This is a genomic window from Phytohabitans houttuyneae, assembly GCF_011764425.1.
In the GTDB taxonomy this organism is placed as follows: Bacteria; Actinomycetota; Actinomycetes; order Mycobacteriales; family Micromonosporaceae; genus Phytohabitans; species Phytohabitans houttuyneae.
Genome location: NZ_BLPF01000002.1, coordinates 2,383,549 through 2,408,581, shown reverse-complemented (window position 1 = coordinate 2,408,581; position 25,033 = coordinate 2,383,549). Strand labels below are relative to the sequence as shown.

Below are 25,033 nucleotides of genomic sequence, written 5' to 3'. Positions count from 1 at the left end.
GCGCCGGGTGGTGCCACGATGTGATCGGAGGAGTCATGCCGCACGAGCAGTACCAGGGACGCCCGCTGCCACGGCCCGGCGAGGAGCTCGTCGACCAGGGCCTCGGCTTCGACCTCGGCACCCTGATGGGCCGCCGCCGGGTGCTGAAGGCGCTCGGGCTCGGCATCACCGGCCTCGGCCTCGCGGCGTGCGGCAGCTCGCCGTCCACGTCCTCCCCGGCGTCCTCGCCCACCTCCTCCTCCGCCGCCGCGGCGGCCACGCCCGCCGCCACTACCGGCGAGATACCGGACGAGACGGCCGGGCCGTACCCCGGCGACGGCTCCAACGGCCCCAACGTGCTGGACGACAGCGGCATCGTGCGCGGCGACATCCGCTCCAGCTTCGGCGGGTCGAGCGGGACGGCCGGGGGCGTACCCATGACGCTGGAGCTTGTCGTCAAGGACCTCGCCGGCGGCGGCAAGCCGTTCGCGGGCGTGGCGGTGTACGTCTGGCATTGCGACCGCGAGGGCCGCTACTCGCTCTACTCCGAGGGTGCCGAGGACCAGAACTACCTGCGCGGCGTGCAGATCGCCGACGCCGACGGCACAGTGCGCTTCACGAGCATCTTCCCGGCCTGCTACTCGGGCCGGTGGCCGCACGTCCACTTCGAGGTCTACCCCGACCAGGCCAGCATCACCGACGCGGGCAACGCCATCTCCACCTCGCAGGTCGCCCTCCCGCAGGACGCGAGCGAGCAGGTGTACGCCCAGCCCGGCTACGAGTCGTCCGTGGGCAACCTCTCCCGCGTCACCCTCCAGGGTGACAACGTCTTCGGCGACGACGGCGGCGCGAGCCAGCTGGGCACGGTCACCGGCGATGTCGCCTCGGGGTACGCGGTCTCGCTCACGGTCGGCGTGGACACCACCACGACCCCCACCGGCGGCGGGCGTCCGGGACGCTAGCGTGAGCGAGCCGGCACGCACGGTGCCGGCCCGATCGGTCGAACGGGCCGGTGCCGCCGCGCCGTCCGTCCAAGTAGGATCCTCGCCATGGTGGACCCGGACGGCGAGCTCGCCGACAAGCTCCAGGCCGACGTGCCGCACGCGGCCCGGATCTGGAACTACTGGATGGGCGGCAAGGACAACTTCCAGGCCGACCGCGCCGCCGGTGACGCCGTGGCCGGCGTCTACCCCGAGATCGTCGTGATGGCCCGGGAGTCGCGCAAGTTTCTGATCCGGGTGGTGCGCCACCTGGCGGCCGAGGCGGGCGTGCGGCAGTTCATCGACGTGGGCACCGGACTGCCCACCATGCAGAACACGCACCAGGTCGCGCAGGCGGCGGCGCCGCAGGCCCGCATCGTGTACGTCGACAACGACCCCATGGTGCTCGTGCACGCCCGCGCGCTGCTGGCCGACACGACGTCCGAGGGCCTGACGACGTACGTGCCGGCCGACTACCACGACCCCGACCTCATCGTGGCCGAGGCGCGGAAGTCGCTCGACTTCGACCAGCCGATCGCGGTGATGTTCATGGGCGTGATGGGTTACGAGCCGGACATGGACACGGTCCGCTCCATCGTCGGCCGGGTCAGCGACGCCACCCCGTCCGGCAGCTACCTCGTGCTGTGGGACGGCACCGACACGAGCCCGGCCGTCGTCGCGGGGGCGAACAAGCTGGCGCAGAGCGGCGGCGTGCCGTACATCCTGCGGCCACCGGCGGAGCTGGCCACCTGCTTCGCCGGCCTGGAGCTCGTCGAGCCCGGCCTCGTGCCGATCCCGCTGTGGCGCCCGGACGAGCCGGACGCGCAGGCCATCGACGCGTACGGCGCGGTGGCTAGAAAGCCCTGAGCACCGCCGCCAGCCCGCCGAGGTCCGCGATCTCGTAGGAGGCCTTGGCGAGCGGCGGCCGCCCGCGCCGGTTGACCCACACCGCCCGGATGCCGGCCGCGTGCGCGCCGCCCACGTCGTTGCGCGCCGAGTCGCCGACGTGCAGCACGTCGGCGGCGTCCAGCGACAGGGCGGCCAGCCCGCGCGCGAACATGGCGGCCGCCGGCTTGTAGGCACCGACCTCCTGGCTGGTCACGACCGCGGTGAACGACAGCCCGTGGTGGGCGATGGCCGCGTCGAGGTCGTCACGGTCCACATCGGACACCACGCACACGGGCAGGTCGAGGCCGGCGAGAAACTCCAGCGTGCCGGGACGCACCGGCGGCGCCCGCCAGTACGCGAACTGCGGCGCGCACAGCCGCGCCGCGTCGCCCGGGCACCCGACCCGCTCCATCACCGTGGCGAGGCTGCGGGTCGCGCACTCCCGCAACGTCCGGAACGGCGTGCCGTCCGCGACCGCCGCGAACTCCCGCGTCCACTCCTCGACCACCCGATCGGCGCCGACCGGCCGGCTGGCCCCGGCCGCGACCCGCGCCCCGACCGCCTCGATGATGGCGTCGTCGTCCTCCACCACCGTGCCGTAGAAGTCCAGCAACAACCCGCGCACCACGCCCGCAGTCTACGGAACCCTCCGCGCGGGGCCGTCCACAATGGGCTACCGCGACGTCCGCGATGGTCCGGACCGTTGCTCCCGCGGCCTCACCCTCCGCGGTCGCACGACCAACCCCGCCGCCGGCGGTGGCGGCGGCCGGTCCGGCGGCGGCCAGGGGTCCAGGTCGGTGGTTGCCGGCGGTGTGGCCCGACACCCGCATCGTTGGTACGAGACTCGGTGCGGACGGTCAGTAGGTGGTACAGACGCGGCCGGTAGGGCTGGTGTAGCAGTAAGGGCCGGCGGGCTCACCGCCGTTGTCCGGCGCGGCCGGCAGGTCGGGATCGGGCGGTGGGACGCAGCCGGCCGGATAGCAGTTGGGGCTCTCCTCGTCGGCCGGTGCCTGGTTCCTTGGCTGGGCCGGCTCGGCGGCCGCCTTTTCGGCCGCGACGCGTTTCGCCTCGGCCTCCGCTCGCGCCCGCTGGACCGCGCGCGCCTGGTCCGCGAGCCGGTCGCGGTACGCGGCGCGTTCGAGCCGAAGCTCATCGGCGGGCGCGAGCGCCGGCACGGACACGGGCACTGGCGCCGGCGGCGGCTCCCGGCCGTCCGGTGTCATCTCCACCACGCCCCAGCCGGCCATCCCGAGCAGGGCGGCCAACGCGGGCGCGACCCAGGGCGTCCTCATGATCGTTGCCTCTCGGCCCACGATACGCCCGGTCCGGTTGCGGGGGTGCCGCTGTGCCCGCGGTTGCCGCCTCACCCTCCGCGGTCGCCCAGCTCAACCCAGGAGCCCGCTGCGGCAGATCTTGGCAAGTTGGCGTCGAAATGGCGCGCTAACTCACCAAGATTTCGACGGTCACACCGACCCCGACTGGTCGACAGTCACCGACCGCTACGGCGGGGCCGAACTGCGGGCGGACTCGCGCACTCCCGCCTCGAAGATCTGCAGAAGCGCGGGCAGGGGAAGCGCTGGCCGCTACGGCGCGGGCACGATCTGCGGGAGGGGGGTGAGCTGGGCGACCGCGGAGGGTGAGGCCGCGGGAGCAACGGTCCGGACCACCGCGGGCGTCGCGGTAGCTCGCGTCTGGTTTGGGTTGGATTTACTGAAGGCCGCGGAGACCCACCCGCCCGGCCCCGAAGGTCTCTAGCCCACCAGTTCCGCGACGAAGTCCTCGGGGTGACCGCGACGTCGCGCGGCGGGCTACGCCAACACATTCGCGTTGAGCCTGGCGCTCAAGCGGCAGGCCCGTCACCGGCGGGCACCGCGCCGGCCTCACGATGCGCTCCGGGTGAGGGCGTCGCCGGTCGGCGTGCGGCGGTAGTAGACCTCCTTGCCGACCCGCTTGCCGACCGCGAGGCCGCCGCCGCGCAGTACCGACAGGTGCTGGCTGACCGCGCCCGTGGTCAGCGACAGCCGGCGGGCGAGCGCGGTCGTCGTCGAGGGCTCGGCGAGGGCGACGAGCATGCGGGCGCGGCTGCGGCCGATCAGCGCGGCGAGGCCGTCCGGCGCGGGTGGTGGCGTGTCGTCCCAGAGGGTGCCGACGCCGGCGACCGGGTAGGCGAGCATCGCCTGGTACGGCGCGGACATCACCGCGACCGCCGGCCAGTGGAACGCGCTCGGCACCAGCACCAGGCCCTCGCCGTGCGGGCCCTCGACGAGGCAGTGCGGGCGGTCGATGTGCAGGCGGTCGCCGGTCCAGGTGACGGCCGGGTTGAGCGAGTCGAAGAGCGCGCGGGCGCCACCGGCGGCGAGCGTGCGGGTGCGGCGGATGACGTCCGCCTCCAGCAGGCCGTGCACCCGCGGCCAGTGCTCGCGCAGGCAGGCGTCCCAGTAGCGGGCCAGGGTGCCGGCGACCCGCTCGATGCCCCCGGCCGGGTCGGCCAGGAACGCGGCGATGGCCGGCGAACGCGCCGGGTCGAGGCGGCTGACCTCGGTGTGCGCGGTCTGCGGGACGGTGCGCCGGATGCGCTCCAGCTCGGAGGCGAACGTCGGTGCCGGCGCCTCGGGCGGCGGGGTGAGGAAGTCCGGCATGTACCCGTCCGGGGGCACGAGCGCGAACAGCTCGGCCAGGTCGGCGCCGAACGTGGCGAGGCGGGGGCGGACGGCCGCGACCCAGGGGCGGTGGATGGCCTGCCGCGCGGGGTCGCTGAGCGTGCGGAGGCTGGCCATCAGCTCCCACATCGGCGAGTACGCGAAGCGGATGCGGGCCACGTCGTCCGGCCCGAGCAGCCAGGTGACCGTCATTCGTCTTAGCTTACGCTAAGACGTTCGCGCCAGGCGTCCCGCGAGATCCACCCTGTCTGCGTGACGACGACCGCGGCGGCTCCCGCGCAGGAACAGCGAAAGCTCCCCCGCCCCTTCTGGGCGCTGTGGGCGGGCACGCTCGTCAACCGCCTCGGCACGATGGTCATGCCGTTCACCGGCGTGTACCTCACCCAGGCGCGCGGCTTCTCGGTCGCGGTCGCCGGCCTCGCGATGACGCTCTTCGGCGTCGGCTCGCTGATCTCCCAACTCGTCGCCGGCCTGCTCACCGACCGCATCGGCCGCCGCGTCACGCTCTCCGGCAGCATGGTGGCGACCGCGGCGGTGATGCTCGCGCTCGGGTACAGCTCCGGTCTCGCCACGATCCTCGCCGGCATGTTCGTGCTCGGCCTGCTGATCGACGCGTACCGTCCCGCGTCCAGCGCGCTGGTCGCCGACCTTGTCGCGCCCAGCCTGCGGCCGAAGGCGTTCGGCCTGCTCTTCTGGGCCATCAACCTGGGGTACGCGGTCGCGATGGTCGCCGGCGGCTGGCTTGCCCACCTCGGCTTCTCCTGGCTCTTCTTCGCCGACGCGGTGACGTGCGTGGTGTTCGCGGCGCTGGTGTGGCGGGCCGTGCCGGAGACGCGGCCGCTGCACGACGAGACCGCGACCGGCGGCTTCGGCGCGGTGCTGCGGGACCGCACGATGGTGGCCTTCACGGTGATCACGTTCGGGCAGGCCCTCGTGTACCTGCAGACGGTCACCATGCTGCCGGTGGCGATGACCGACGTGGCCGGCCTGGACACGCGCGAGTTCGGCATGGCGATGGCGCTCAACGGCATCCTGATCGTCGCGTTCCAGCCGCTCGTCTCCGGCTGGCTGGGCCGCTACGACCTGCCCCGCGTGATGGCGCTCGGCCTGGCGGTGATGGCGGCGGGCTTCGCCGCGACGGCGTACGCGACGACCGCCGCGCACCTCGCGCTGACGGTGGCGCTGTGGACCACCGGCGAGATCATCACCGCCGGCATCGGCGGGACGATCGTGGCGGCGCTGGCGCCCGCGCACCTGCGGGGCGGTACTCGGGGCTGTTCGGCTTCGCGTGGGCGGTCGCGTCCGTGGTCGCGCCGCTGGCCGGCAGCCGGCTGCTCACGGTAAGCATGGGCGCGCTCTGGTTCACGGTCGGCGCGGTCGGCCTGCTCACCGCGGCCGGCATGCTCGCGCTCGGCCCGGCCGTGCGCCGCCGCACCGCCCTGTAGTCCATAGTGGAGCGGGCCGGCGTGCGGGGCCGCCGGTAGGATCGACAGCCGTGGTTGGTGTCAACGGGGGACTCGCGCCGGACCACCCGGCGACCGCGCCCGAGTTCGTGGCGCAGCTCAAGCGCCTCAAGGAACGGTCGGGCCTGACGTTCCGCCAGCTCGAGGAGCGCGCCGCCGCCAACGGCGACCTGCTGCCCCGCAGCACCGTCGCGGACGTGCTGCGCCGCACCGGCCTGCCCCGCCCGGACCTTGTCGCCGCGCTCGTCAGGGCCTGCGGCGGCACGCCGGGCGACGTCGCGGCCTGGCTGGCCGCCCGCGAGCGGCTGGCCGCCCACGGCGACCCGCCGCCCGCTCCCGCGCCACCCGCCCCGCCGCGGTCGCGCCGGACCGCCGTGCTGGTCGTCGTCGTCGCGGCCGTCGCGGTGACGCTCGCGGCCAGCACCTGGCTGGTGGTACGCGGCGCGCGGCAACCGGCCGCCCCGCCCGCCCCGTCCCCGCCCGCGGCGGCGCTGGCGGCAGGTCCGGTGCGCATCCACCCGGCGCGGGCGCCCGAGCTGTGCCTGACCGAGGGCGTCGACCGCAGCGGCCGCTACGGCAGTCCGGTCGCCGCCCAGCGCCCGTGCGCGGAGGCGGAGCCGCCGGTCACCCGGGTCGAGCCGGTGCGCGACGGCCTGTACTTCATCACGTGGGCCCACCCGCAGCTGGGCGTCGGCTGCCTCACCGTGCTGCTGTCCGGCCCGGGCCGGGGCCTGCTGGAGCCGTGGGACGACTGCCAGCCCAGCCGGCCGATCCAGCTGTTCCACATCGAGCCGTCCGCGCCCGACCGGTACCGGATCCGCTCCGCGCAGGGCGACCTCTGCCTCGGCATCCGCGAGGGCGCCCGCGACCCGGGCGCCGAGGTGGTGCACGCCGCCTGCACCGGGGCCGCCGACCAGGAGTACCTGATCGAACCCCGCTCCTAAGCTTGCGGCGGCGCCTCGTCGCTGTGGCCGGCACTGTCCACAATGGTGTACCGGGTCAGCTCGCCGGCCGCGTTCCGCTCCTCCTCGGCGCTCGCCCGTCCGGTGGCGGGGTCGATGACGAGCCGGGTCTCCGAGCGGCCGCCGTCGCCCTCCCGCGTGTACGCCACGGCCATGCCCGCGCGCCCCCGCGCGTCGGTGACCTCGCCGAGCAGCCTGACGCCGTCGAGGCCGGCCATCATCCGGTACGCGGCCGCGCGCACCGCCGCCGGCACCGGCAGGTCCGTGACGAGCGCCTCGCCGCTCCAGAAGAGCGCGTAGGCCCGCCCCTCCGGGCTGCCGGCCTGCCGCAGCCGCCGCACCAGCCACGCCTCGAGGGAGGCCGGCTCGGTCGGCAGCGCGGCCAGCTGCTTCGCCGTGACCGGGCCGCCGGCGAGCAGGAAGTTGTTGTCCGCGGTGTGGCCGCGCATCGGCCGGACGGTGCGCGGGCCGGGCGCGGTCGTGTACACCGCCGCGGGCTTGCCGCCGCCGTCCAGCCCCGGGACCACCCACCGGGTGGGCGAGCCGTCCGCGCGCCACGCCGCCTCGTCGAGGGGCTCGGCGCCCAGGAAGCGCTGTACCGCCACGCTCGGGTCACCCGGGCGGCGGGCGAGCCACATCTCCTCGCTGATCCGCAGCATGATGTGGTAGCGCCGGGCCGCCGGCCCGACCTCCATCCGGCTGCCCAGCTCGCGGCGCAGCACCCAGTACCGCCCGTCACCGTCCACCGTGGACGTGGTGGTGCGCTCGGCGGCCACGAGCAGGAGCTCCCGCGCGGTCTTCGGCGGGACGGGCGCGGACGGCGCGGCGGCGTCCGCCTCGACGACCGGCGCCACCCGCCGATCGGTGTCCACATCGGACAGGACCACCGCGGTGAGGGCGGCGGCGACGGCGGCGGCCGTGGCGAGGCCGGCGACGGCGAACCGGCGGGCCGGGCGCCGTCCGCGGACGGGCCGCGGGTGCGCCATCAGCACGGCCGGATCGGGGCGCCGGCGCGGGTCGGGGTCGAGCCGGCGGGGCCGGGCGTCGGCGAGCAGCTCCATCAGCTTCTTGTCACTCATGTGCTGTACTCCTCGGAGGAGAGCGGGATCGGGGCGCGACGGGCGTCCTGCTCGGCGGCGGTCATCGCCTCGCGCAGCCGTCTGCGGGCCCGGTGGAGGCGGACGAAGAACGTGGCGGTGGAGCAGCCGACGACCCGCGCGGCATCGCGGGCCGAGAGGTCGTGCCACGCCATCAGCGTGAGCAGCTCGCGGTCGTCGTCGCCGAGCCGGGCGAGCGCGGCGAGCACCGCGGCTCGCTCGGCCACACCCTCGGCCACGTCATCCGTCTCCTCCTGCACCCAGGCGGCCAGCTCGGCGGCGAGGGCGGCCTGCCGCACCTCGTCGCGGTACCGCTCGCGCACCACGTTGCGGGCCACGGCCAGCAGCCACGGCAGCGGCACCGCCGGTACCGCGTCGAGCTTGCGCCACGCCACGAGGAACGTGTCGCCGACCACGTCGTCGGCGAGCTGCCGGCCGACGCGGCTCACCGCGTACGCGTACACCGTGGGGTGGTGCTCGCCGTAGATGGCGGTGAACCGCCCGGCTTCTGTCACTGGCCCTCGCTCCTTCGCACCGGAAGGTACGCCGTCACCAGGTAATGCGCATGGGCCGCGGATTCTTACCGGCCATTCGCCGCCCGGTTCACCCGCGTCGTCAGGGTGGGGCCGAACGCCAGCGGGGCCAGGCGGCGCACGCGGCGCATGCGGGCGCTGAGCCGTCCGCGCACCTCGGCACCGGCGGTGCGGCGGCGCGCGGGCGGGTGGTCGAGGTAGCCGAACGCGACCATCTCGGGCCCGGCGACCTCGGCGACCACGCCCGCGTCCCGCTCCGGCAGCACCTCCCGCCACGCGGCGGTGCGCTCGGTGGTGACGGCCCGCAGCGCGCCGGACTTCCACCACTCCCAGTCGTGCACGATGCCGTCCGGCGGTGCGGCCGCCGCCTGACCGCCCGCCGGTACCGCCAGCAGGCCGCCGAGCCGCCGGCGAGCGGCGCCCGGGTCGGCCACCACGTCCTCGTATCGCAGCACCAGGCAGCGCCCCGGCCCGAGCTGCCGGGCGGCGGCGAGCAGCTGGCGCTGGTCCAGGGCCCACTCCTCGGCCAGTACCGCGGGATCCTCGATGCCCCACGGCACCGCGCGGTGCGAGGCGGCGACCGCACGCGGGTCGCGGACCACGCCGATCACGCGCAGCCCCGGGTCCGCCCTGGTGAGCGGGCGCCACCACAGCAGGTGCTCGGGTGTCTTCTCGCCGTACCGCGCGGCCGGCGGGCAGAGCGCGACCACCACCGCGGCGAAGAGGTCGAGGAGCGTGTCGCAGCGCCGGCCCACCTGGTCCAGCACCCGCCGCGGGTCCAGCCGCAGGCCGTCGCTCGTGGGCAGGTCGCGGAAGTCCTCCAGCTCCCGCGCCACCTCGCGCCGGGTCAGCGGGAAGCGGCGGCGGGCGAGCAGGCGCGGCGCGTACCGGTGCAGGAAGTGGGTCTCCGGCGGCATTGCCACGCCGGGCAGCTCGCAGCAGAGCCGCTGGGTGAGCGTGGTCCCCGAGCGGGGCGTGCCGACGACGAGGAACGAGAGCGCACCCACCGCGCGGGCATACCCGGGCAATTCAGGGGCAAACGTCGCCGGTGACGATCCGCACCGCGATGATCACGGGCCCGGCGCCGGCCCGGCAGGACGGGGTGAGCGACTACGCCGACCGGCTGGCCGCGGCGCTCGGCCACGCCGGCGTGGACGTGGAGGCGGTGCCGCTGCGGCCGCCCGCACCGGGCCGCTGGCTGGCCGCCACGGTCGCCGCCGCGGAGGCGGTGCGGCGGATGCGGCCCGACGTGGTGCACGTCCAGTTCGCCCCGTCGGCGTACCGCTTCTCCGCCCTGCCCGGCCTGCTGCCCCGGCTGCTGCCGGCGGGCACTCCGCTGGTCACCACCCTGCACGAGTACGGCTGGTGGACGGCGCCAGCCTGGATACCCGGCCCCGCCTGGCGCCCGCTCGAGCGGCTGCGCCTCTGGGACCGCGAGACCGCCCTGCTGGTACCGGCGAGCAGTGCGGTCGTGGTGACCAACCCGGACCACGGCGCCGAGGTGCGGCGGCGCACCGGACGGCGCCCGGTGCTCATCCCCATCGCCCCGAACGTGGACCGCGCCCCCTCCCCGCCCGCCCGCGCCGAGACCCGCCGGCGGCTCGGCGTCGCGGACGACGGGTTCCTGCTGGTGTTCTTCGGCTTCGTCCACCCGGTCAAGGGCGTGCGGCACCTCCTGCAGGCTCTGCCCGCCGTCCGCCGCGTGCGGCCCGGCCTGCGGCTGGTGGTGGCCGGCGGGTTCACCTCGCAGGCGCTGCCCGAGGGTGAGGCGCGCACGTTCCGCCGCGAGCTGGAGGCGCTCGCCGCGCGGCGCGGGATCGCCGGCATGGTCACGTTCACCGGCTATCTGCCCGCCCCCGAGGTGTCGGCGCTGCTGGCGGCGGCGGACGCGGCGGTGCTGCCCTTCACGGCGGGCGTGTCGCTCAAGAGCGGCGCGCTGCTCGCCGCCCTCGCGCACGGCGTGCCGACGGCGGTCACCGTCCCCGACGAGCCGGACCCCCGGCTGCGCGACGGCGCGAACGTCGCCGCCATCCGCGCCCGCCGCGACGCCGCCGCCATCGCGGTGACCCTCCGCCGGCTGATCGTCGACCCCGCCCTCCGCGAGCGGCTGGCCGCCGGTGGGCGGTCGCTCGCCGCCGGCCACACCTGGCCCGACGTGGCACGGGCGCATGCCGCACTGTACGAGCGGGTGCTGGCCGATGCCTGACCGGTTTTCGGACATCCTCGTCGTCGACCTGCTGGGCGGCATCGGCGACCTGGTGATCGTGCTGCCGGTCATCCACGCGCTGGCCGCCGCCCATCCCGCCGCGACGCTGCGGGTGGTCACCCACGAGCCCGGCGCCGACCTGCTCCGCGGCGATCCCGCCGTCGCCGGGGTACGCGTGCCCGCCCACTCCCGCGACGGCGCCGCGCGCGCGGCCGTGGCGGCGGCCCTGGCGGAGCGGCGGCCGGACCTGGCGGTGACGACGACGCGGTACGGCGGCATCCCGGACCTGCTGCGCGACTCGGGCGCGCGCTGCGTCACCGACCTGTGGCGCGGCCCGCCGCCGGACGAGCTGGTCGGCGACCGCTACCTGCGCATCCTCCGCGACGAGGGCCTGCTCCCCCCGTCCACTGTGGACCCCCTCCCCCGCCTGCGGCTCCACCCGCGCGAACGCGCGGAGGGCGCCCGCCTGCTCGCCACGCTCCTCGGCCCCACCCGCAGGCGCCCGGTCCTGCTGGTCCCCGAGGCGGGCATGGCGGTCAAGCTCTGGCCGGAGCGGCGCTGGAAGGAGCTCGCCGCGATCCTCGCCGGCCTGGGCATCCCGGTCGCCACGGTGCCGCCCGCGCCGCACGCCTTCGCCGCTTCGCCGCAGGACCGGACCCTGGCGCCCGCGCACGCCATTACGCACGGCAGGGGTTCAGCGGCGCCGGGCGCCGCCGCCGCGGACGCCGGTGCCGCGGCGGTGCTGCCGCGGGTGGGACTGCGCGTGCTCGCCGCCGTGTTCGCCGAGGTGGCGCGGCGGGGCGGGGTCGTCGTGGGCGGCGACACCGGGCCGCTGCGGATCGCGGCGGCGGCCGGCGCCCGGACGGTGGCGCTCTTCGGCCCGACGCTGGCCAGCCGCTACGGCCTCGGCGGCCCGGGCGCCACGCACCTGCAGGGCCTGCCCGGATGCCCGCACCGCCGGCCGGCCGCCATCACCACCCAGGTCTGCTGGTGGCACGCCGACTGCCCGCTCACCCGCCCGCCGCCCGCCGGCACCCTCTTGCCGGCCGCCGCACCCACCGGCAGCGCCGCGCCCCGAACGGACACCGCCAGCGCCAGGCCCGCCGGAAACGCGGCGCCCACCGGCAGCGCTGGGCTCTCGGGAGGCGCCGCGCCGGCCAGGGCTACGGGCCGGAGCGCCGCGCCGGGCGGGACCACCGAGCCGGCGTGCATGGTCGACATCTCGGCGGAGGCCGTCGCCGAAGCGGTGGTCCGGAGCCTCGCCGCACCTGGACGGCCGGCGTGATGGAGCACCCCGCCGCCCTCGCCGGCCCGCCGGTCGACTGGGCAGCGCTGCGCCGCGTCCTCGTCGTACGGCCGGACAACCTCGGCGACGTGGTCATGGCCGGCCCGGCGGTGCGCGCGCTGCACCGGGCCGCGCCGAACGCGCGGCTGGACCTGCTCGCGGCGCCCGCGGGTGCGGCGGTCGCGGCGCTGGTTCCGCACGTCGACGGGGTGCTCACCGCCCCCGTCTCGTGGCAGCAGCTCGACCCGGCCGAGGTACCCCCGGACGCCGACCGCGCGCTGGTCCGCCGCCTCGCCCGGGGCCGGTACGACGCCGCGGTGGTCCTCACGTCGTTCTCCCAGTCGCCGTGGCCGGCCGCCTACCTGTGCCGCCTCGCCGGGGTGCCGGTGCGGGTCGGCGAGTCGAAGGAGTTCGGGGCGCGGGGCTCACCCACTGGGTGCCAGCCCCTCCCGACGCGAGCCACCAGGTGGACCGGATGCTGCACGTGCTGGAGCGGGTCGGCGTGCCGTCCGCCGGGGCGGAGCTGCGGCTGGACCTGCCGCCGCCGGCGCGCGTCGAGGCTCGGGAAGCCCTCGCCCGGCGGGGCATCGGGGCCGGCGAGCCCTACGCCGTGCTGCTGCCCGGCGCCTCCTGCCCGGCCCGCCGCTACCCGCCCGAACGCTTCGCCCGCGTCGCCGCCGACCTCAGCGCCGCCGGCCTCGCCGTCGTGGTCGCCGGCTCCGCCCGGGAGGCCGCGCTCGTCGCCCAGGTGACCGGCGCCGGGCGGGCCACGACAACCGGCCCGGTCCCGCCGGCCAGGCACGCCACGACCACCGCCCCGACCCCGCGCACCCGGCGGGCCACGGTGACCGGCGAGACGGGGCTGGGCGTGCCGGGCCTGGCCGCGCTCATCGCCGGCAGCGCGGTGGTCGTGAGCAACAACAGCGGCGGGGCGCACCTCGCGAGCGCGTCCGGCCGCCCGGTGGTGGTCCTGTTCGCCGGCACGGAAGAGCCGGCGCAGTACGCCCCGCGTGGCACGCCCGCCGCCGTCCTCACCGTGCCCACCTCGTGCGCACCGTGCCGGCAGCTGCGGTGCCCGTACGGCCTGGAGTGCCTCGACATCCCGCCGCCGGACGTCGCGCGGCACGCGTTACGACTCGCCGGCGGTGGGTAACCGGCGTTGGATGACGGACCAGCTCACCGCGCACGTGCGCCCGCACCTCGACCCCGGGGACGAGCGCGCCGGCGCGGACCACATCGTGCACGCCGTACTCCGCGCGCTCGGCGACCGGTTGCCGGCCGGCGAAGCCGCGTACCTGGCCGACGGGCTGCCCGCGGCGTTGCGGCCGTATGTGCGGCACCCCGGCGAACCGTCCACATGGGACGATGGCCCGCGCAACCGCGAGGATCCGGTCGCGCGGATCGCGCTGGCGTGCGACACCGACGAGGCGCACGCGCGCCGCTACGCGCGCGCCGTGCTGTCCGAGCTCGCGGCGGCCGTGCCGCCGTCGGCCATGTACGACGCCCAGGTGCAGCTCCCCGACGACGTGCGCGACCTGTTTCCCGACCCCGTGCACGCCGTGCCCTGAGCACAAGCTAGTCGCGGAGGGTGACCTCCCACGCCTCGACGCGGCGGTCCACCACCGTCGTGGGGACCTCCAGGTGGTAGGCGCCGCTGGGCACGATGCCGGCGCCGCCGTGGCGTTCGAGCACCGCGAGCTGCGCGGCCGCGTCCTCGCCCTGGTGGTCGGGGGCAGGCGGCGCCAGAAGTCGAAGCCGCCCGCGGCGACGAGCTTGGCGCGGTCGAAGAGTACGCAGCCGCCGATCCAGGAGACCTTGTACGCCCGCCACTCTCCCGGCGCGAGCCGCAGCCGCTCGGTGACGTGCAGCAGGTTGGCGGCGGCGTGCAGGCCGGCGCGCCACCACTCGGGGCTGCCCGGGCGCACGCGTTCGGGCTCGGGGCGCCGGTCCCACTGCTGGTACTGGCGGTGCGACTCGGGGCGCACGTCGTCGCGGTAGGACAGGCCGTGCACGGCGTTTCCCACGAAGCCGCACCGCAGCTCGCCGATCGCGGTGACCAGGCGGGCCAGCGCGGCCGGTTCCAGCCAGACGTCGTCGTCCAGGCAGAGCACGTAGCGGGCGGTGGCGCCGGCGAGCAGGTGTGCGCGGTGCTCGGCCAGCCCGCGCCGCGGCAGGTGGCGGCCGAGCAGCACCGGGTGGCCGCGGTGGCGCAGGATGCGCGCCAGCCCCTCGACCGCCGGGTCGGCCCAGCTCGGCGGGCCGTCCGACTGGTCGCTCACGGTCACGCGGAAGGTGACCCCCTCCTGCGCGGCGAGGCCGGCGAGGGTGGTGGCGAGCGCCGCCGGGCGGTCCCGGGTGGGGATGAGCACGTCGACGCCGTTCACGGTGCCGGCTCCCGCTGGTGGGCGCGGATCCGGTCGATGATGGCGGAGGTGGAGCGGTCCGGCACGTACCCGAGGGTCCGCACCTCGCCGCCCAGCCGCCGCACCAGCGCCGCCTCGGGCACCAGCTCGGGCGGGTAGTCGCCGCCTTTCACGTACAGGTCGGGGCGGACCCGCTCGATGAGGCCGGCGGGCGAGTCCTCCTCGAAGACCACGACGTGGTCCACACAGGACAGTGCGGCGAGCACGGCGACCCGGTCCTCGACCGGTACGACCGGGCGGCCGGGGCCTTTGAGGCGGCGTACGCCGGCGTCCGAGTTGACCGCGACGACCAGCAGGTCGCCGAGGTCGCGGGCCTGCCGCAGGTAGCTCACGTGGCCGCGGTGCAGCACGTCGAAGCACCCGTTGGTGAACACGACGCGCGCGCCCCCGGCCCGGTGCCGCCGCACGACCCGATCCAGCCCGTCCGCCCCGACGACCGCCGCCTGGCCGGTGAGCGCGGCGCGCAGCGGTTCGGCGTCGCAGACGCAGGTGCCCTCGCACGCCACGCCGACGCCGGCGGCCGCCTGTGCGATCCCGGCGGCCGCCTCGACGGGCGCGCCGGCGGCGAGGGCGAGGGTCAACGCGGCCAGGTAGGCGTCGCCCGCGCCGACCGTGTGCGCCTCCGGCGCCGCGGCGGCGCTGGTCTCGTGCGCGCTGTGCGGGCCGGCCACCACGGCGCCGTCCGCGCCGAGGGTCACGGCGACGACCCCGGCCCGGAAGCCGTCCCGCAGCGCGGCGGCGAGAGCGGCCGGCGACGACGACGGGTCCGCGGCAACAGCGGACGGCAGCGAAAGGCGAGCCGACCCACCGGACGACGGCGAGAGGCGAGCCGACCCACCGGACGACGGCGAGAGGCCAGCCAACCCACCGGACAGCGGCGAAAGGCGAACCAACCCGGCGGAGCGCGGCAACGACAGGCCGGCGGCGAGGCGTGCCTCGGGCAGGCTCGGCGCCATCACGCTGGGCGCCACGCCGCGCCACGGGCGCAGGTCGTGCGCGTCCAGCGCGACGAGGCCGAAGCGGTCGCGGTGGCGCACCAGCCACTCCCGCACCGGCGCGGGCAGCCCGCCCAGCCCGTAGTCGGCGATGACCAGCACCGACTCGGTGGCGCGTTCCAGCGTCCGGATCAGCGCGTCGACGGCGGCGGGTGGCAGCGGGCCGCCGCCGTCCTCGTCCTCGCGCGCCACGATCTGCCCGGCGGCGTGCAGGCGCCGTTTGACCGGGGTGCTCCGCGCCGGTACCCGGATCATGCGGTCCTCGACGCCGTCGGAGGCGAGCCGCGACGCGAGCCGTTCCGCCGCGGGGTCGTCGCCCACCACGGCGGCGAGTGCCGCGCGGGCGCCCAGCGCGGCCAGGTTGGCGGCCGCGTTGCCGGCGCCGCCGGCGCAGACCTGGCGGCGGCGGAGGGTGAGCACCGGCGCGGGCGCCTCCCGGGAGATCCGGTCGGCGTCCGCGAACCGCCATTCGTCGACCATCACGTCGCCCACCACGAGCACCGGAAGGCCGCGCCAGGCGTCGACGGCGGCCGCGGGGTTGTCCTCGTCCACGCGCGCCGGTTTCCACTCCTACGCCCGGATAAACGCGGAAATGATCGGGTAGCCGGAGAGGATGGGCGGCCTCATCGACGGCGTCGGACGCATCGCGGTCCTGCGCGCCAACGCGCTCGGCGACCTGGTGTTCGCGCTGCCGGCGCTCGACGCGCTGCGGGCGGCGTACCCCGCCGCCGAGATCGTCCTGCTCGGCGGCCCGCTGCACGCGGAGCTGCTCACCGGCCGCCCCGGCCCGGTCGACGGCGTGGCGATCCTGCCGCCGGTCGAGGGGCTGCGGCCGCCGGGGCCGGGCGAGGCGTCCGTGCCGGTCGGGGACTTCCTGGCGAACGCCCGCACCGCCCCCTTCGACCTCGCCGTGCAGCTGCACGGCGGCGGCCGCACGAGCAACCGGATCGTCGCCGCGCTCGGCGCCCGCGTCACCGCCGGCCTGCGCGCGCCGGGCAGCCCGCCGCTGGACCGCTGGGTCCCGTACGCCTACTACCAGTCCGAGGTCGCCCGCTACCTGGAGGTGGTCGGGCTCGTCGGCGCCGCGCCGGTCACCGTCGAGCCCGCGCTCGCGGTCACCGCCGCCGACGTGGCCGAGGCCCGCCGGGTCGCGGGGGCGCCGTCGCGGCGCCGGGTGGTCATCCACCCGGGGGCGACAGATCCGCGGCGGCGCTGGTCCGCCGGCCGCTTCGGGCTCGTCGCGCGCGCGCTCATTTCACGGGGGTACGAGCCTGTGGTGACCGGCACCGCGGACGAAGGGGATGTCGTGGCGCGGGTCGGCGCGGTGGACCGGCGCGTCCGCACGCTCGCCGGCGAGCTGTCCCTCGGCGGGCTGGTGGGCCTGCTGGCCGGCTCGGCCGCGATCGTCGCCAACGACACCGGCCCGCTGCATCTGGCCACCGCCGTGGGCACGCCGAGCGTGGGTGTCTACTGGGCCGGCAACCTCGTCAACAGCGCGCCGCCCTTCCGCGGCCGCCACCGCCCGATCCCGTCCTGGCGCGTGCACTGCCCGGTGTGCGGGGCGGACTGCACGCGCGACATCTACCCGGCGCGCGACGGCGGCGGCTGCGTCCACAGTGACTCCTTTGTGGACGACGTGCCGGTCGAGGAGGTCCTGCAGGCCGTCTACGACCTGACCGATCCGCGCCGCGCCGCCGCCGGCCCGCTGGCCGGCCGCCGCTCGGGCATCGGCTACTGAGCGTGGCGGACCCGGCCGCGCGGGTCGGGTCCGCCGGGGCGGCGACTCAGCCGCTGCCCTGGATGCCGGCCTGCGCCGCCGTCGCCAGCAGCACCGCGGTGCCGGTGGTGGCGGCGGTGAGGACGGCGAGCAGCCAGGTGCGTGCGCGTCGGCTCATCCGGACCTCCCTCTTCTCGGAGGCCGCCAGTATGGGCGGGGACCGGCCACCGCGCCAGAGCACTCACGCGTCGCTCGTCAGGATCAGCACCTTTCCCACCGCACCGCCCTCGACCGCGGCGTGCGCGGCGGCCGCCTCGTCCAGCGGGTAGTGGTGCAGCGGCAGCCCGGCCTCCGGACCGACCCGCAGCACGCCCTCCGCCGCCGCGGCCGCCACGTCGTAGACCGCCTTGGCCTTGGCCGCCTCCGGCAGCGTGTAGACCAGCACGAACTGCCAGCGCGCGTTCGGGACCATGAGCGGGCGCACCGGCAGCGTCAGCGATCCGGTGCCGTCGTCGGCGTACACCGCGACGCACGCGTCCGCCGCGACCACCTGGGCGTCGACCTCGGCGTTGGCGGCCGGCGCGACCTCGACCACCGCGTCCACCCCGCGCGGGGAGATCCGCCGGACCTCGGCCACCACGTCCTGCCGCCGGTAGTCGATCACGTGGTCGGCGCCCGCCGCGGCGGCGAGCTGGGCCTTCTCCGGGCCGCTGACCGTGGCGATGACCGTGGCGTCGGCCCACCGGGCGAGCTGGATGGCGGCGTTGCCGACCGCGCCGGCGCCGCCCTGCACCAGCACGAACCGCCCGTCCATGGCGCCGGCGTTGATCCGGTCGGGCATCGACTCGCCGGCGGTCAGGCAGCGGTGCGCGGTCAGGAACGGGATGCCGAGGCTCGCGCCGAGGTCGAAGGAGGCGGGGCCGAGCCGCACGGCCTGGCGGGCGGGCACCAGCGTGTACTCGGCGGCGGTGCCCCACGGGCGCTGCCACGCCGCCTCCCAGAGCCACACGCGCTCGCCGGTCAGTGCGGCGTCGACGCCCTCGCCGACCGCCTCGACCACGCCCGCGCCGTCCTGGTTGGGGATCTGCCAGCCGCCGGGCGGCGCGGAGCCGGCGCGGCGCGACTTCCAGTCGGTCGGGTTGACACCGGACACCGCGACCCGCACCAGCACCTCGCCGGGACCGGGCTCGGGCACCGGCCGGTCGGCGACCTCCAGGACGGACGGGTCTCCGGTACGGGTGTACACCACCGCTCTCATCGGCGCTCCTCCTGACTGTCTGCTCGGTCAGTTAACCGAACTTCCCCGCCGCGCGGTGCACAATCTGCGGGTGGGCGAGTCGGAAGTTCGCGGCAAAAGGGTCAGCTGGGTGGAGCTGTACTTCGACCTGATCTTTGTGTTCGCGATGCGCGAGGTGGCGCACGGGATCGTCGAGGAGCCCGACTGGGCCCGCGTCTTCGGCGCGCTGGGACTGTTCGCCACGCTGTGGTGGACCTGGATCGGCTTCGCGGTCCTCTACAACCGGCAGGGTGACGACCGCCTCGCCACGTACCGGCTGCTCGTGCTCGCCGGCACCATCCCGTGCGCCATCGCGGCCACCCAGGCGCACCACGCGTTCGAGCGGCACCCGGCCGGGTTCGCGCTGGCGCTGGCCGGCGCGCGGCTCGTGCTGGCCGTGGCGTTCCTGCTCGGCGGGCGGTCCGGGCCGGAGGCGCGGCGCACCGGCTGGAGCTACCTGGCGTCCGCGGCGATCTTCGCGCTGTCGGCCGCGCTCGACGGGCCGTGGTGCTACGTGCTGTGGGCGGTCGCGCTCGTGCAGGAGGCCGGCTTCCTGCTGCTCGGCGACCGCCGCGACCAGCCGCGCGAGCGGAGCCGGACGGCGCGGCTGCGGGCGCTGTTCAAGCCGCCGGCGAACGCCCGCCTCGCGGTCGACGCCGGGCACCTGGCCGAACGCTTCGGCCTCTTCATGATCATCCTGCTCGGCGAGCTGGTGATCGCCGTGGGTGTCGCCGCGGTCGGCCGCCAACACCAGGACACCGGCTACTGGCTGAGCGTCTCCGGCGGGTTCGTGCTGGCCGCGGCGCTGTGGTGGGTGTACTTCGACTCCGCCGCCGACGTCAACGAGCGGCTGCTGCGCCTCTCCGGCGGCAACCCGGCGCTGGCCTACTCGCTCTACGCGGGCGGCCACCTGCTGCCGGCGTTCTCGCTGCTGCTGATCGCGGCCAGCGTCGACCTGTCGCTGCACGAGGACCCGCCGGGCACGGCGCCCTGGTTCGTCACGGTGGGCATGGCGGTCTACTTCGGCGGCACCCGCGCCTTCTCCTCGCCGGCGCGCAGCGCCTGGGTCCGGCTCCTGCGGCTGCTGGCCACCGCCGCGACCGTCTGCCTCGCGCTGCTGGGCCTGGTGCTGCCCGCACCCGGCGTCGTCGTGGCCGCCGCGGCCTGGGCGGTCGGCGCGGCGGTGCTCGTCACGGTGCTGCGCCGCGACCGGCTCGGCCGCGTCGACGCCGACCCGATGGCCTTTCTCCGCGACCGCTGACCGGCTCCCGCCTTTGACCGGCTTCCGGCTGCTGACCGGCTTAGGCCGCTGACCGGCTTGGGCCGCTGACCGACCCCGCCGCTGACTGGCTTTGGCCGCGGACCGGCTCGTGCCCGGACCGGCTCCTACCGCTGACCGGCTTTGGCCGCGGAGCGGCTTTTGGCCGCAGGCCGGCTCGCGCCGTTGGCCGGCTTTGGCGCGGCGCGGGCGGACTGGCGCCGGGCGACGTGGTGGCTCAGGCAGGTGAGCGGCGACTCAGGCGGGTGAGCGGCCGCTCAGGCCGGCTTCGTCGCGACCAGCACGTCGCGGACGATGGCCTGGTCGACCCGGTGCCGCAGCCGCGACCAGGGTCCCTCCTCGCGCACGTCCAGCCCGGCCTTGGCGAGCGCCTCGGCGGCGTCCTCCCGCCGCGCCACGTACGTGTTCCACGAGACGCCCAGCGCCCCACCCGGGCGCAGCAGCCCGGCCCAGACCGGCGCGGCCGCCGCGAGCAGCGCGAGGGGGTCGCGGGCCAGGCCCTTCGCGGGGGTGCGGCTGCCGTGCTGCACCCCGTACGGCGCGTCGGCCACGACCACGTCCACTGTGGCCGGCCGGAAGAACTCGCCGGCGCGCGTGGTGTCCGCGTTGACCACGTCGAGCAGCTGGACCGCGCCCGCCTTCTGCTCCTCTTTGGACGGCGCGAACTCGATCCGCAGCCGCCGCCCCACCACCTGCCGCTCGCGCCGCACCGGGCCGGACTCCAGCACCCGGTGCTTGACCCGCTTGCGCTTGAGCCAGGTGGTGATGAACGCCTGGTACGCCTCGAAGTCCTTCTGGTCGAGGTCCACGCCGGCCGCGTCGTAGCCGTACATCAGCGCCTGGTTGAGCGTGGTGCCCCGGCCGCACAGCGGGTCGAGCACCCGGAAGCGCCGCTCCAGCAGCTCGCCGGCCCACGCGGAGGCGAGCAGCGTCGCGTTGAGCAGCAGCTTGGTGAACTGCTCGTTGGTCTTGCCGGCGTACTTCTGGATGGTGATCAGGTCGTCGTCGTAGCGGTCGAGGCGGCGCAGCTCGACCGGGCGCAGCAGGTCACCGACCCGCTCGAAGAGCGCGAAGGCCGAGGACATGTTGCTGAGCAGGGCGAGGTCACGCTCGGTCAGCGCGTCGGCCTCGAAGGTCACGTACCGCACGCCGCCGACCGTCGCCACCTCCGCCTCGCCGATGCGACCGCCGAGCACCGTGTCGCTGAACAGGGCCAGCTCGGTGCGGGTCAGGTCGACGGCGGAGTCGGCGTAGACGCGGTTGGTGCCGGGCGAGATGAGCAGGGCGTACATGGTCATAATCGGGCGAGTATCGCACAGGGGGTGGAGGGCACATGGAGAGCGACTGGGCACGCGGTGTCGACATCGACACGCCGAGCGCCGCCCGCATGTACGACTACTACCTCGGCGGCGGCCACAACTTCGCCGCCGACCGCCAGGCCGCCGACGCGGTGATCGCGGCGATCCCGGACCTGCCGCGGATCGCGCAGGCCAACCGCGCGTTCCTGCGCCGGGCGGTGCGCTTCCTGGTCGCGTCGGGTGTACGGCAGTTCGTCGACGTCGGCTCCGGCATCCCGACCGTCGGCAACGTGCACGAGATCGCCCAGCAGCTCGACCCCGCGGCCGCGACCGTCTACATCGACCTCGACCCGATCGCGGTGACGCACAGCCGGCAGCTGCTGGCCGGCGACCCGCGCGCCACCGTGCTCCGCGCCGACCTGCGCGAGCCGGACGAGCTGCTGGCCCGGCTGCGTGAGGAGCCGGCCGCCGGCGTCGTCGACCTGGACCAGCCGGTGGCGGTACTGCTCGTCTCGGTGCTCCACTTCGTGCCCGGCGAGGAGGCGTACCCGCACGTCGCCGCCCTGCTGGACGCCGTCGCGCCGGGCAGCTGGCTGGCCGTCTCGCACTCCTCTGTGGAGGGCTTCGCCGGGCTGGGCAAGGACGACTTCGACAGCGCCGAGGAGGCGTACAAGAAGACGACCACGCCGGTCGGCCTGCGCACCCGCGCCGAGATCGAGCGGTTCTTCGCCGGCTTGGCGGTCGCCGACCCGGGGCTGGTGTGGGTGCCCGAGTGGCGGCCGGACGAGACGGTCGGCCCGTTCGCCGGCGAGCCGTGGCGCTCCGGCATGCTCGCCGCGGTCGGGCAGAAGCCGGCGACCTGAGCGGGGCCGAAAAACGGCCCTGGCCGCGGCCGCGGCCAGGGCCATTCCGCCGAGAATCAGCGGGACTTGTCCTGCTTCCACGAGAGCGGGCCGGGCAGGTCGACACGGTGCGCGCGGGCCCGCGAGTTCCACGACCAGCGTCCGATCTTGATGCTCCACGAGGAGTAGCCGTTCTCCGTGAAGTTCAGGATCAGCGGGCCGATCTTCTTGCGCTTGCGAAACATCAGGCCCATCGTGCGGGCTCCTTTCCGGGGGTCGGGTGTGTAGAGGATGCCCGATCGTGTGGATCGACAAACGCGCCTTGACGATAGATTGATCAATTAGCTATCGTCCGGGGCGTGACCGCGATGCGCGAGCCGACGTTCCTCATCCTCACGGCGCTGGCCGAGGGGCCGCGCCACGGCTACGGCATCCTGCAGGAGGTCGAGACCGTCTCCAAAGGACGGGTGCGGCTGCTGCCCGGCACGCTCTACACGGCGCTGGACCGGCTGGCCGCCGAAGGGCTCGTGGCGCACGAGCGCGACGAGCGGGTCGACGGCCGGCTGCGGCGTTACTACCGGCTCACCGCCGAGGGCCTGACCGCGCTGGACGCGGAGGCCACGCGGCTGCAGCAGCTGGCCACCGCCGCGCGCACGCGGCTGCGCGCCGCCCACCGCCCGGCGACGAGCTGACCACTCTCCAGAAGGGACGCCCGGCAGTGAGCCACCTCGAGCGCCGCTACCAGCGCCTGCTTTTCACCTACCCCCGCGCGTACCGCCGGTCCCGCGGCGAGGAGATGGTCGGCCTGTTGATGGACGCCGCGCCGCCCGGCCGCACCCGGCCCACGCTCCGCGAGGCGGCCAACCTCGTGCGCCACGGCCTGCGGGCCCGCCTCGGCCGGCCGGCCAGCCGCACCGTGGTGGTGTGGGCGGCGCTCACCGCCACGATCTGCGGCCTGTTCGGCGCGGCTGTCGCCACGCGCCTGGCCTGGGAGACCGCCCGCCCGATGCCCGACCGGGCCGAGACGGCCGCGATCCTCGCCGAGGTGGCGCCGGAGCACCGGTTCACCGACATCCAGGTCGCGCCGGCGCTGTTCACCTTCTACAGCCAGCGGGTCCGGCTGGAAAACCTCAACCACATCGTGTTTCCCGACGGCGGGGAGTACAGCCAGGCCACCGGCACCGCCAACGCGACCGGTGCGCCGCCGATGCCGGCCGCGGCGGCGGTCACCCGCGCGGAGGCGCGCCTGCGGCACGCCGGCTGGCGGATCCATCCGCGGTCCGCCGACGCCTACGAGAGCTGCACCGACAAGATGTGCGCCGCGATGGCCAGGATCACGATGACCACGGTGACCGCGGGGCGTGGCGACACGGTCCTGACCGCCACGTTCACCGAGCCGCGGGTCGACGCGGCCGCGCCGTACCTGTCGGTGGGCCTGCAGCGGACCCCGCCGCCGGCCGTGCTCCCGGCGGGCGTCGCGGGCGGCCTGCTCGGCGCCGCGCTGGCCTGGCTGCTGTTCGGCTGGGCCAGCCGCCGCACCGAGGGCCGGGTGGGGCCGGTCCTGTGCCTGGCCGCCACGCTCTTCTTCTGGTGGGCGCCGTCGGCGGTCGCGCTGCCGTCGATGGTCGACCACCACCTCGACGAGCCGCACCCGATCCCGCACCCGTTCTGGGAGTGGCTCGCCCTCCCGGCCCTGTCCGTCTTCTTCCTCGCCGGCGTGGCCACCGCCCTGCTCGGGCTGGCACTGGCGGCCGCCCGGTCCGGCGCGGGCGCGCCCGCGATCCGCCGGGTCGGCTGACCGGGGCCCGGCGCGGCGCAAGCGCGGGCGCCACGCGCGGCGTCGGCTGGCCGGGCACCGTGCGGCGCGGGTCGGACAAGGGGGCCCGACGCGGCGGGTCAGCGGGGCGCCGACCCCACCCGGAACGTCGGGTGGTCGGCCGGGTCGGGCAGGGTGCGAAACGCGGCGCCGACGTGCGGCATCTTGGCGAAGCGCGCGAGGTAGGCGTCGAGGATCGGCCGCCGCTCGCCGACCGGCACCTCCACCGCGCCGATCTCCTCGACCCGCTGCCGCTGCGAAAGCCGGCCGCGGCCGGAGGCGCGCAGGTCCAGCGCCCAGTCGGTGGTGCCGAAGACGGAGACGAGGTAGCGCTCGCCGGCGTGCTCCAGCACGGCGACCGGCGTGGTGCGCCACCGGCCGCTGCGCCGCCCGGGCACCGAGAGCTTGCCGACGACCGAGGGCTTGAAGACCGGCGCCAGCCGGTTGCCCACCGCGCGCTGCATCCACGGCGGCTTGAGATGGTTGCGCCCGCTCATGGCGACTCCCCCGATCACAATCTTGTGGTCACCCCAATATTGGAGTCACTGTAGCATTCACGGCGGTACCCTGCGCGTATGGAGAGCGGGCGGCACAGCCTCGACGAGCGCTTCGAGGGCGAGGCGCTGGACCCGAGCGTGTGGCTCCCCCACTACCTGCCGCACTGGAGCTCCCGCGCGGCGAGCCGGGCGACACACGCCGTTCGCGGCGGCGAGCTGCGCCTGTCCATCCCGCCGCACCAGCCGCTGTGGTGCCCCGACCGGCATCCCGAGCCGCTGCGCGTCTCGTGCGTGCAGAGCGGCGGCCGCACCGGGCAGCAGCCCTTCGCGGAGGGGCTGACCGTGCGCGAGGAGCAGCCGGACTTCCGGGGCTACACCCCGCGGTACGGGCACATCGGGATCCGCATGCGCGGCCACGTGACGAAGCGCTCGATGTTCGCGTTCTGGCTCTCCGGCATCGAGGACCGCCCGGAGCACTCCGGCGAGATCTGCGTGGCCGAGATCTTCGGCGACGCGGTCGGCGACGGCACGGCGGCGGTCGGCATGGGCCTGCACGCCTTCCGTGACCCGTCGCTGACCGAGGAGTTCGCGGCCGACCCGCTCCCGCTCGACGTGTCCGACTTCCACACGTACGCGGTCGACTGGCGCCCCGGCTCGCTCGTGTTCACAGTGGACGGTGAGGTCGTGCGCACGGTCGCCCAGGCCCCCGACTACCCGGTGCAGCTGATGGTCGGCGTGTTCGACTTCCCGGCGAAGGGTGACCCGTCACACGAGCGGCCCCCGGTGCCAGAGATGGTCGTCTCCCGCATCGTCGGCCACCCACTGGACTGACCATAT

25 protein-coding genes and 1 pseudogene are annotated in these 25,033 nt (G+C 75.8%); 14 read left to right on the top strand and 12 right to left on the bottom strand.

All coding sequences use genetic code 11. From position 1 onward, the window contains the following. Positions 1-35 precede the first annotated feature (35 nt). Positions 36-941 (top strand): intradiol ring-cleavage dioxygenase, encoded by a 906-nt coding sequence (locus tag Phou_RS33920; RefSeq protein ID WP_173063864.1) that lies wholly within the window; start codon positions 36-38, stop codon positions 939-941. An 87-nt stretch (positions 942-1,028) separates the two neighbouring features. After that, complete coding sequence (locus tag Phou_RS33915; protein WP_173063861.1) at positions 1,029-1,826, top strand: SAM-dependent methyltransferase; 798 nt, start codon at positions 1,029-1,031, stop codon at positions 1,824-1,826. Here Phou_RS33915 and Phou_RS33910 read toward each other — a convergent pair. The 3 genes from Phou_RS33910 to Phou_RS33900 all read right to left on the bottom strand — a co-directional run bounded on the left by Phou_RS33910 (position 1,813) and on the right by Phou_RS33900 (position 4,699). Continuing rightward, positions 1,813-2,475: an HAD family hydrolase gene (locus tag Phou_RS33910; RefSeq protein ID WP_173063858.1), complete on the bottom strand. Its 663-nt coding sequence runs from the start codon at positions 2,473-2,475 to the stop codon at positions 1,813-1,815. The genes Phou_RS33915 and Phou_RS33910 overlap by 14 nt on opposite strands. A gap of 229 nt (positions 2,476-2,704) precedes the next feature. Then, positions 2,705-3,139 carry a hypothetical protein gene (locus tag Phou_RS33905; RefSeq protein ID WP_173063855.1) on the bottom strand — a complete coding sequence of 145 codons (435 nt, stop codon included), beginning with the start codon at positions 3,137-3,139 and terminating at the stop codon, positions 2,705-2,707. A 588-nt stretch (positions 3,140-3,727) separates the two neighbouring features. Then, entirely contained in the window at positions 3,728-4,699 is a 972-nt protein-coding gene (locus Phou_RS33900; RefSeq protein ID WP_173063852.1) for an ArsR/SmtB family transcription factor, read from the bottom strand. A gap of 60 nt (positions 4,700-4,759) precedes the next feature. Here Phou_RS33900 and Phou_RS33895 point away from each other — a divergent pair, with 60 nt between their 5' ends. Both Phou_RS33895 and Phou_RS33890 read left to right on the top strand, forming a co-directional pair. Beyond that, a complete protein-coding gene (locus tag Phou_RS33895) occupies positions 4,760-5,851 on the top strand; it encodes an MFS transporter (protein ID WP_218579327.1) in 1,092 nt (363 codons plus the stop codon). A gap of 151 nt (positions 5,852-6,002) precedes the next feature. Next, positions 6,003-6,914, top strand: a complete 912-nt coding sequence (locus Phou_RS33890) for an XRE family transcriptional regulator (RefSeq protein WP_173063849.1) — start codon at positions 6,003-6,005, stop codon at positions 6,912-6,914. On the opposite strand, the gene Phou_RS33885 is transcribed toward Phou_RS33890, so the two are convergent. The 3 genes from Phou_RS33885 to Phou_RS33875 all read right to left on the bottom strand — a co-directional run bounded on the left by Phou_RS33885 (position 6,911) and on the right by Phou_RS33875 (position 9,569). Next, positions 6,911-8,011, bottom strand: coding sequence for a CU044_5270 family protein (locus Phou_RS33885; protein WP_173063846.1), 1,101 nt, complete (start codon positions 8,009-8,011; stop codon positions 6,911-6,913). The genes Phou_RS33890 and Phou_RS33885 overlap by 4 nt on opposite strands. After that, positions 8,008-8,544 (bottom strand): RNA polymerase sigma factor, encoded by a 537-nt coding sequence (locus Phou_RS33880; protein ID WP_173063843.1) that lies wholly within the window; start codon positions 8,542-8,544, stop codon positions 8,008-8,010. Before Phou_RS33880 ends, Phou_RS33885 begins: the two co-directional genes overlap by 4 nt. 65 nt (positions 8,545-8,609) lie before the next feature. Continuing rightward, positions 8,610-9,569, bottom strand: a complete 960-nt coding sequence (locus tag Phou_RS33875) for a sulfotransferase family protein (protein ID WP_173063840.1) — start codon at positions 9,567-9,569, stop codon at positions 8,610-8,612. 41 nt (positions 9,570-9,610) lie between these two features. Between Phou_RS33875 and Phou_RS33870 the strand changes: the two genes are divergently transcribed. The 4 genes from Phou_RS33870 to Phou_RS33855 all read left to right on the top strand — a co-directional run bounded on the left by Phou_RS33870 (position 9,611) and on the right by Phou_RS33855 (position 13,621). Further along, positions 9,611-10,768 (top strand): glycosyltransferase family 4 protein, encoded by a 1,158-nt coding sequence (locus tag Phou_RS33870; RefSeq protein ID WP_173063836.1) that lies wholly within the window; start codon positions 9,611-9,613, stop codon positions 10,766-10,768. Further along, positions 10,761-12,053, top strand: coding sequence for a glycosyltransferase family 9 protein (locus tag Phou_RS33865; RefSeq protein WP_173063833.1), 1,293 nt, complete (start codon positions 10,761-10,763; stop codon positions 12,051-12,053). The genes Phou_RS33870 and Phou_RS33865 overlap by 8 nt, the downstream gene beginning before the upstream one ends. A 229-nt stretch (positions 12,054-12,282) precedes the next feature. After that, on the top strand, positions 12,283-13,206 hold the full coding sequence (locus Phou_RS33860) for a glycosyltransferase family 9 protein (protein WP_308784694.1): 924 nt from the start codon (positions 12,283-12,285) through the stop codon (positions 13,204-13,206). A gap of 10 nt (positions 13,207-13,216) precedes the next feature. Further along, positions 13,217-13,621, top strand: a complete 405-nt coding sequence (locus tag Phou_RS33855; protein WP_173063830.1) for a DUF2267 domain-containing protein — start codon at positions 13,217-13,219, stop codon at positions 13,619-13,621. Between the two features lie 7 nt (positions 13,622-13,628). Here Phou_RS33855 and Phou_RS33850 read toward each other — a convergent pair. Next, positions 13,629-14,437, bottom strand: a pseudogene (locus tag Phou_RS33850) (glycosyltransferase family 2 protein). Next, a complete protein-coding gene (rfaE2, locus tag Phou_RS33845; RefSeq protein ID WP_281365110.1) occupies positions 14,434-16,023 on the bottom strand; it encodes a D-glycero-beta-D-manno-heptose 1-phosphate adenylyltransferase in 1,590 nt (529 codons plus the stop codon). The pseudogene Phou_RS33850 and the gene rfaE2 overlap by 4 nt, the downstream one beginning before the upstream one ends. Positions 16,024-16,084: 61 nt before the next feature. Here rfaE2 and Phou_RS33840 point away from each other — a divergent pair, with 61 nt between their 5' ends. Beyond that, the gene (locus Phou_RS33840; protein ID WP_173063826.1) at positions 16,085-17,209 is read left to right on the top strand and encodes a glycosyltransferase family 9 protein; all 1,125 of its coding nucleotides are present in this window, start codon (positions 16,085-16,087) and stop codon (positions 17,207-17,209) included. 220 nt (positions 17,210-17,429) lie between these two features. On the opposite strand, the gene Phou_RS33835 is transcribed toward Phou_RS33840, so the two are convergent. Further along, on the bottom strand, positions 17,430-18,446 hold the full coding sequence (locus Phou_RS33835; RefSeq protein ID WP_173063823.1) for an NADPH:quinone reductase: 1,017 nt from the start codon (positions 18,444-18,446) through the stop codon (positions 17,430-17,432). Between the two features lie 70 nt (positions 18,447-18,516). Here Phou_RS33835 and Phou_RS33830 point away from each other — a divergent pair, with 70 nt between their 5' ends. Continuing rightward, entirely contained in the window at positions 18,517-19,725 is a 1,209-nt protein-coding gene (locus Phou_RS33830; protein ID WP_173063820.1) for a low temperature requirement protein A, read from the top strand. A 275-nt stretch (positions 19,726-20,000) separates the two neighbouring features. On the opposite strand, the gene Phou_RS33825 is transcribed toward Phou_RS33830, so the two are convergent. Continuing rightward, complete coding sequence (locus Phou_RS33825) at positions 20,001-21,041, bottom strand: TRM11 family SAM-dependent methyltransferase (RefSeq protein ID WP_173063817.1); 1,041 nt, start codon at positions 21,039-21,041, stop codon at positions 20,001-20,003. Between the two features lie 35 nt (positions 21,042-21,076). On the opposite strand from Phou_RS33825, the gene Phou_RS33820 reads away from it, so the two are divergent. Further along, complete coding sequence (locus tag Phou_RS33820; protein WP_173063814.1) at positions 21,077-21,904, top strand: SAM-dependent methyltransferase; 828 nt, start codon at positions 21,077-21,079, stop codon at positions 21,902-21,904. A gap of 56 nt (positions 21,905-21,960) precedes the next feature. On the opposite strand, the gene Phou_RS33815 is transcribed toward Phou_RS33820, so the two are convergent. After that, the gene (locus Phou_RS33815; protein ID WP_173063811.1) at positions 21,961-22,137 is read right to left on the bottom strand and encodes a DUF4236 domain-containing protein; all 177 of its coding nucleotides are present in this window, start codon (positions 22,135-22,137) and stop codon (positions 21,961-21,963) included. A gap of 114 nt (positions 22,138-22,251) precedes the next feature. Here Phou_RS33815 and Phou_RS33810 point away from each other — a divergent pair, with 114 nt between their 5' ends. Both Phou_RS33810 and Phou_RS33805 read left to right on the top strand, forming a co-directional pair. Continuing rightward, on the top strand, positions 22,252-22,575 hold the full coding sequence (locus tag Phou_RS33810; protein WP_173064987.1) for a PadR family transcriptional regulator: 324 nt from the start codon (positions 22,252-22,254) through the stop codon (positions 22,573-22,575). Between the two features lie 26 nt (positions 22,576-22,601). Continuing rightward, positions 22,602-23,681 (top strand): hypothetical protein, encoded by a 1,080-nt coding sequence (locus Phou_RS33805; RefSeq protein WP_173063808.1) that lies wholly within the window; start codon positions 22,602-22,604, stop codon positions 23,679-23,681. Between the two features lie 98 nt (positions 23,682-23,779). Here the strand turns inward: Phou_RS33805 and Phou_RS33800 are convergent, their stop codons facing one another. Continuing rightward, the gene (locus tag Phou_RS33800) at positions 23,780-24,196 is read right to left on the bottom strand and encodes a nitroreductase/quinone reductase family protein (RefSeq protein ID WP_173063805.1); all 417 of its coding nucleotides are present in this window, start codon (positions 24,194-24,196) and stop codon (positions 23,780-23,782) included. Positions 24,197-24,274: 78 nt separating this feature from the next. Here Phou_RS33800 and Phou_RS33795 point away from each other — a divergent pair, with 78 nt between their 5' ends. Continuing rightward, positions 24,275-25,027, top strand: coding sequence for a glycoside hydrolase family 16 protein (locus Phou_RS33795; RefSeq protein WP_173063802.1), 753 nt, complete (start codon positions 24,275-24,277; stop codon positions 25,025-25,027). The last annotated feature ends 6 nt before the right edge of the window (positions 25,028-25,033 follow it).

Coding starts and splice junctions, on each gene's coding strand:
- Phou_RS33810 (WP_173064987.1), top strand. CDS start 22,252: ATGCGCGAGCCGACGTTCCTCATCCTCACGGCGCTGGCCGAGGGGCCG.
- Phou_RS33915 (WP_173063861.1), top strand. CDS start 1,029: ATGGTGGACCCGGACGGCGAGCTCGCCGACAAGCTCCAGGCCGACGTG.
- Phou_RS33885 (WP_173063846.1), bottom strand. CDS start 8,011: ATGAGTGACAAGAAGCTGATGGAGCTGCTCGCCGACGCCCGGCCCCGC.
- Phou_RS33865 (WP_173063833.1), top strand. CDS start 10,761: ATGCCTGACCGGTTTTCGGACATCCTCGTCGTCGACCTGCTGGGCGGC.
- Phou_RS33900 (WP_173063852.1), bottom strand. CDS start 4,699: ATGACGGTCACCTGGCTGCTCGGGCCGGACGACGTGGCCCGCATCCGC.
- Phou_RS33820 (WP_173063814.1), top strand. CDS start 21,077: ATGGAGAGCGACTGGGCACGCGGTGTCGACATCGACACGCCGAGCGCC.
- Phou_RS33795 (WP_173063802.1), top strand. CDS start 24,275: ATGGAGAGCGGGCGGCACAGCCTCGACGAGCGCTTCGAGGGCGAGGCG.
- Phou_RS33905 (WP_173063855.1), bottom strand. CDS start 3,139: ATGAGGACGCCCTGGGTCGCGCCCGCGTTGGCCGCCCTGCTCGGGATG.
- Phou_RS33920 (WP_173063864.1), top strand. CDS start 36: ATGCCGCACGAGCAGTACCAGGGACGCCCGCTGCCACGGCCCGGCGAG.
- Phou_RS33800 (WP_173063805.1), bottom strand. CDS start 24,196: ATGAGCGGGCGCAACCATCTCAAGCCGCCGTGGATGCAGCGCGCGGTG.
- Phou_RS33835 (WP_173063823.1), bottom strand. CDS start 18,446: ATGAGAGCGGTGGTGTACACCCGTACCGGAGACCCGTCCGTCCTGGAG.
- Phou_RS33825 (WP_173063817.1), bottom strand. CDS start 21,041: ATGACCATGTACGCCCTGCTCATCTCGCCCGGCACCAACCGCGTCTAC.
- Phou_RS33840 (WP_173063826.1), top strand. CDS start 16,085: ATGGGCGGCCTCATCGACGGCGTCGGACGCATCGCGGTCCTGCGCGCC.
- Phou_RS33855 (WP_173063830.1), top strand. CDS start 13,217: ATGACGGACCAGCTCACCGCGCACGTGCGCCCGCACCTCGACCCCGGG.
- Phou_RS33815 (WP_173063811.1), bottom strand. CDS start 22,137: ATGGGCCTGATGTTTCGCAAGCGCAAGAAGATCGGCCCGCTGATCCTG.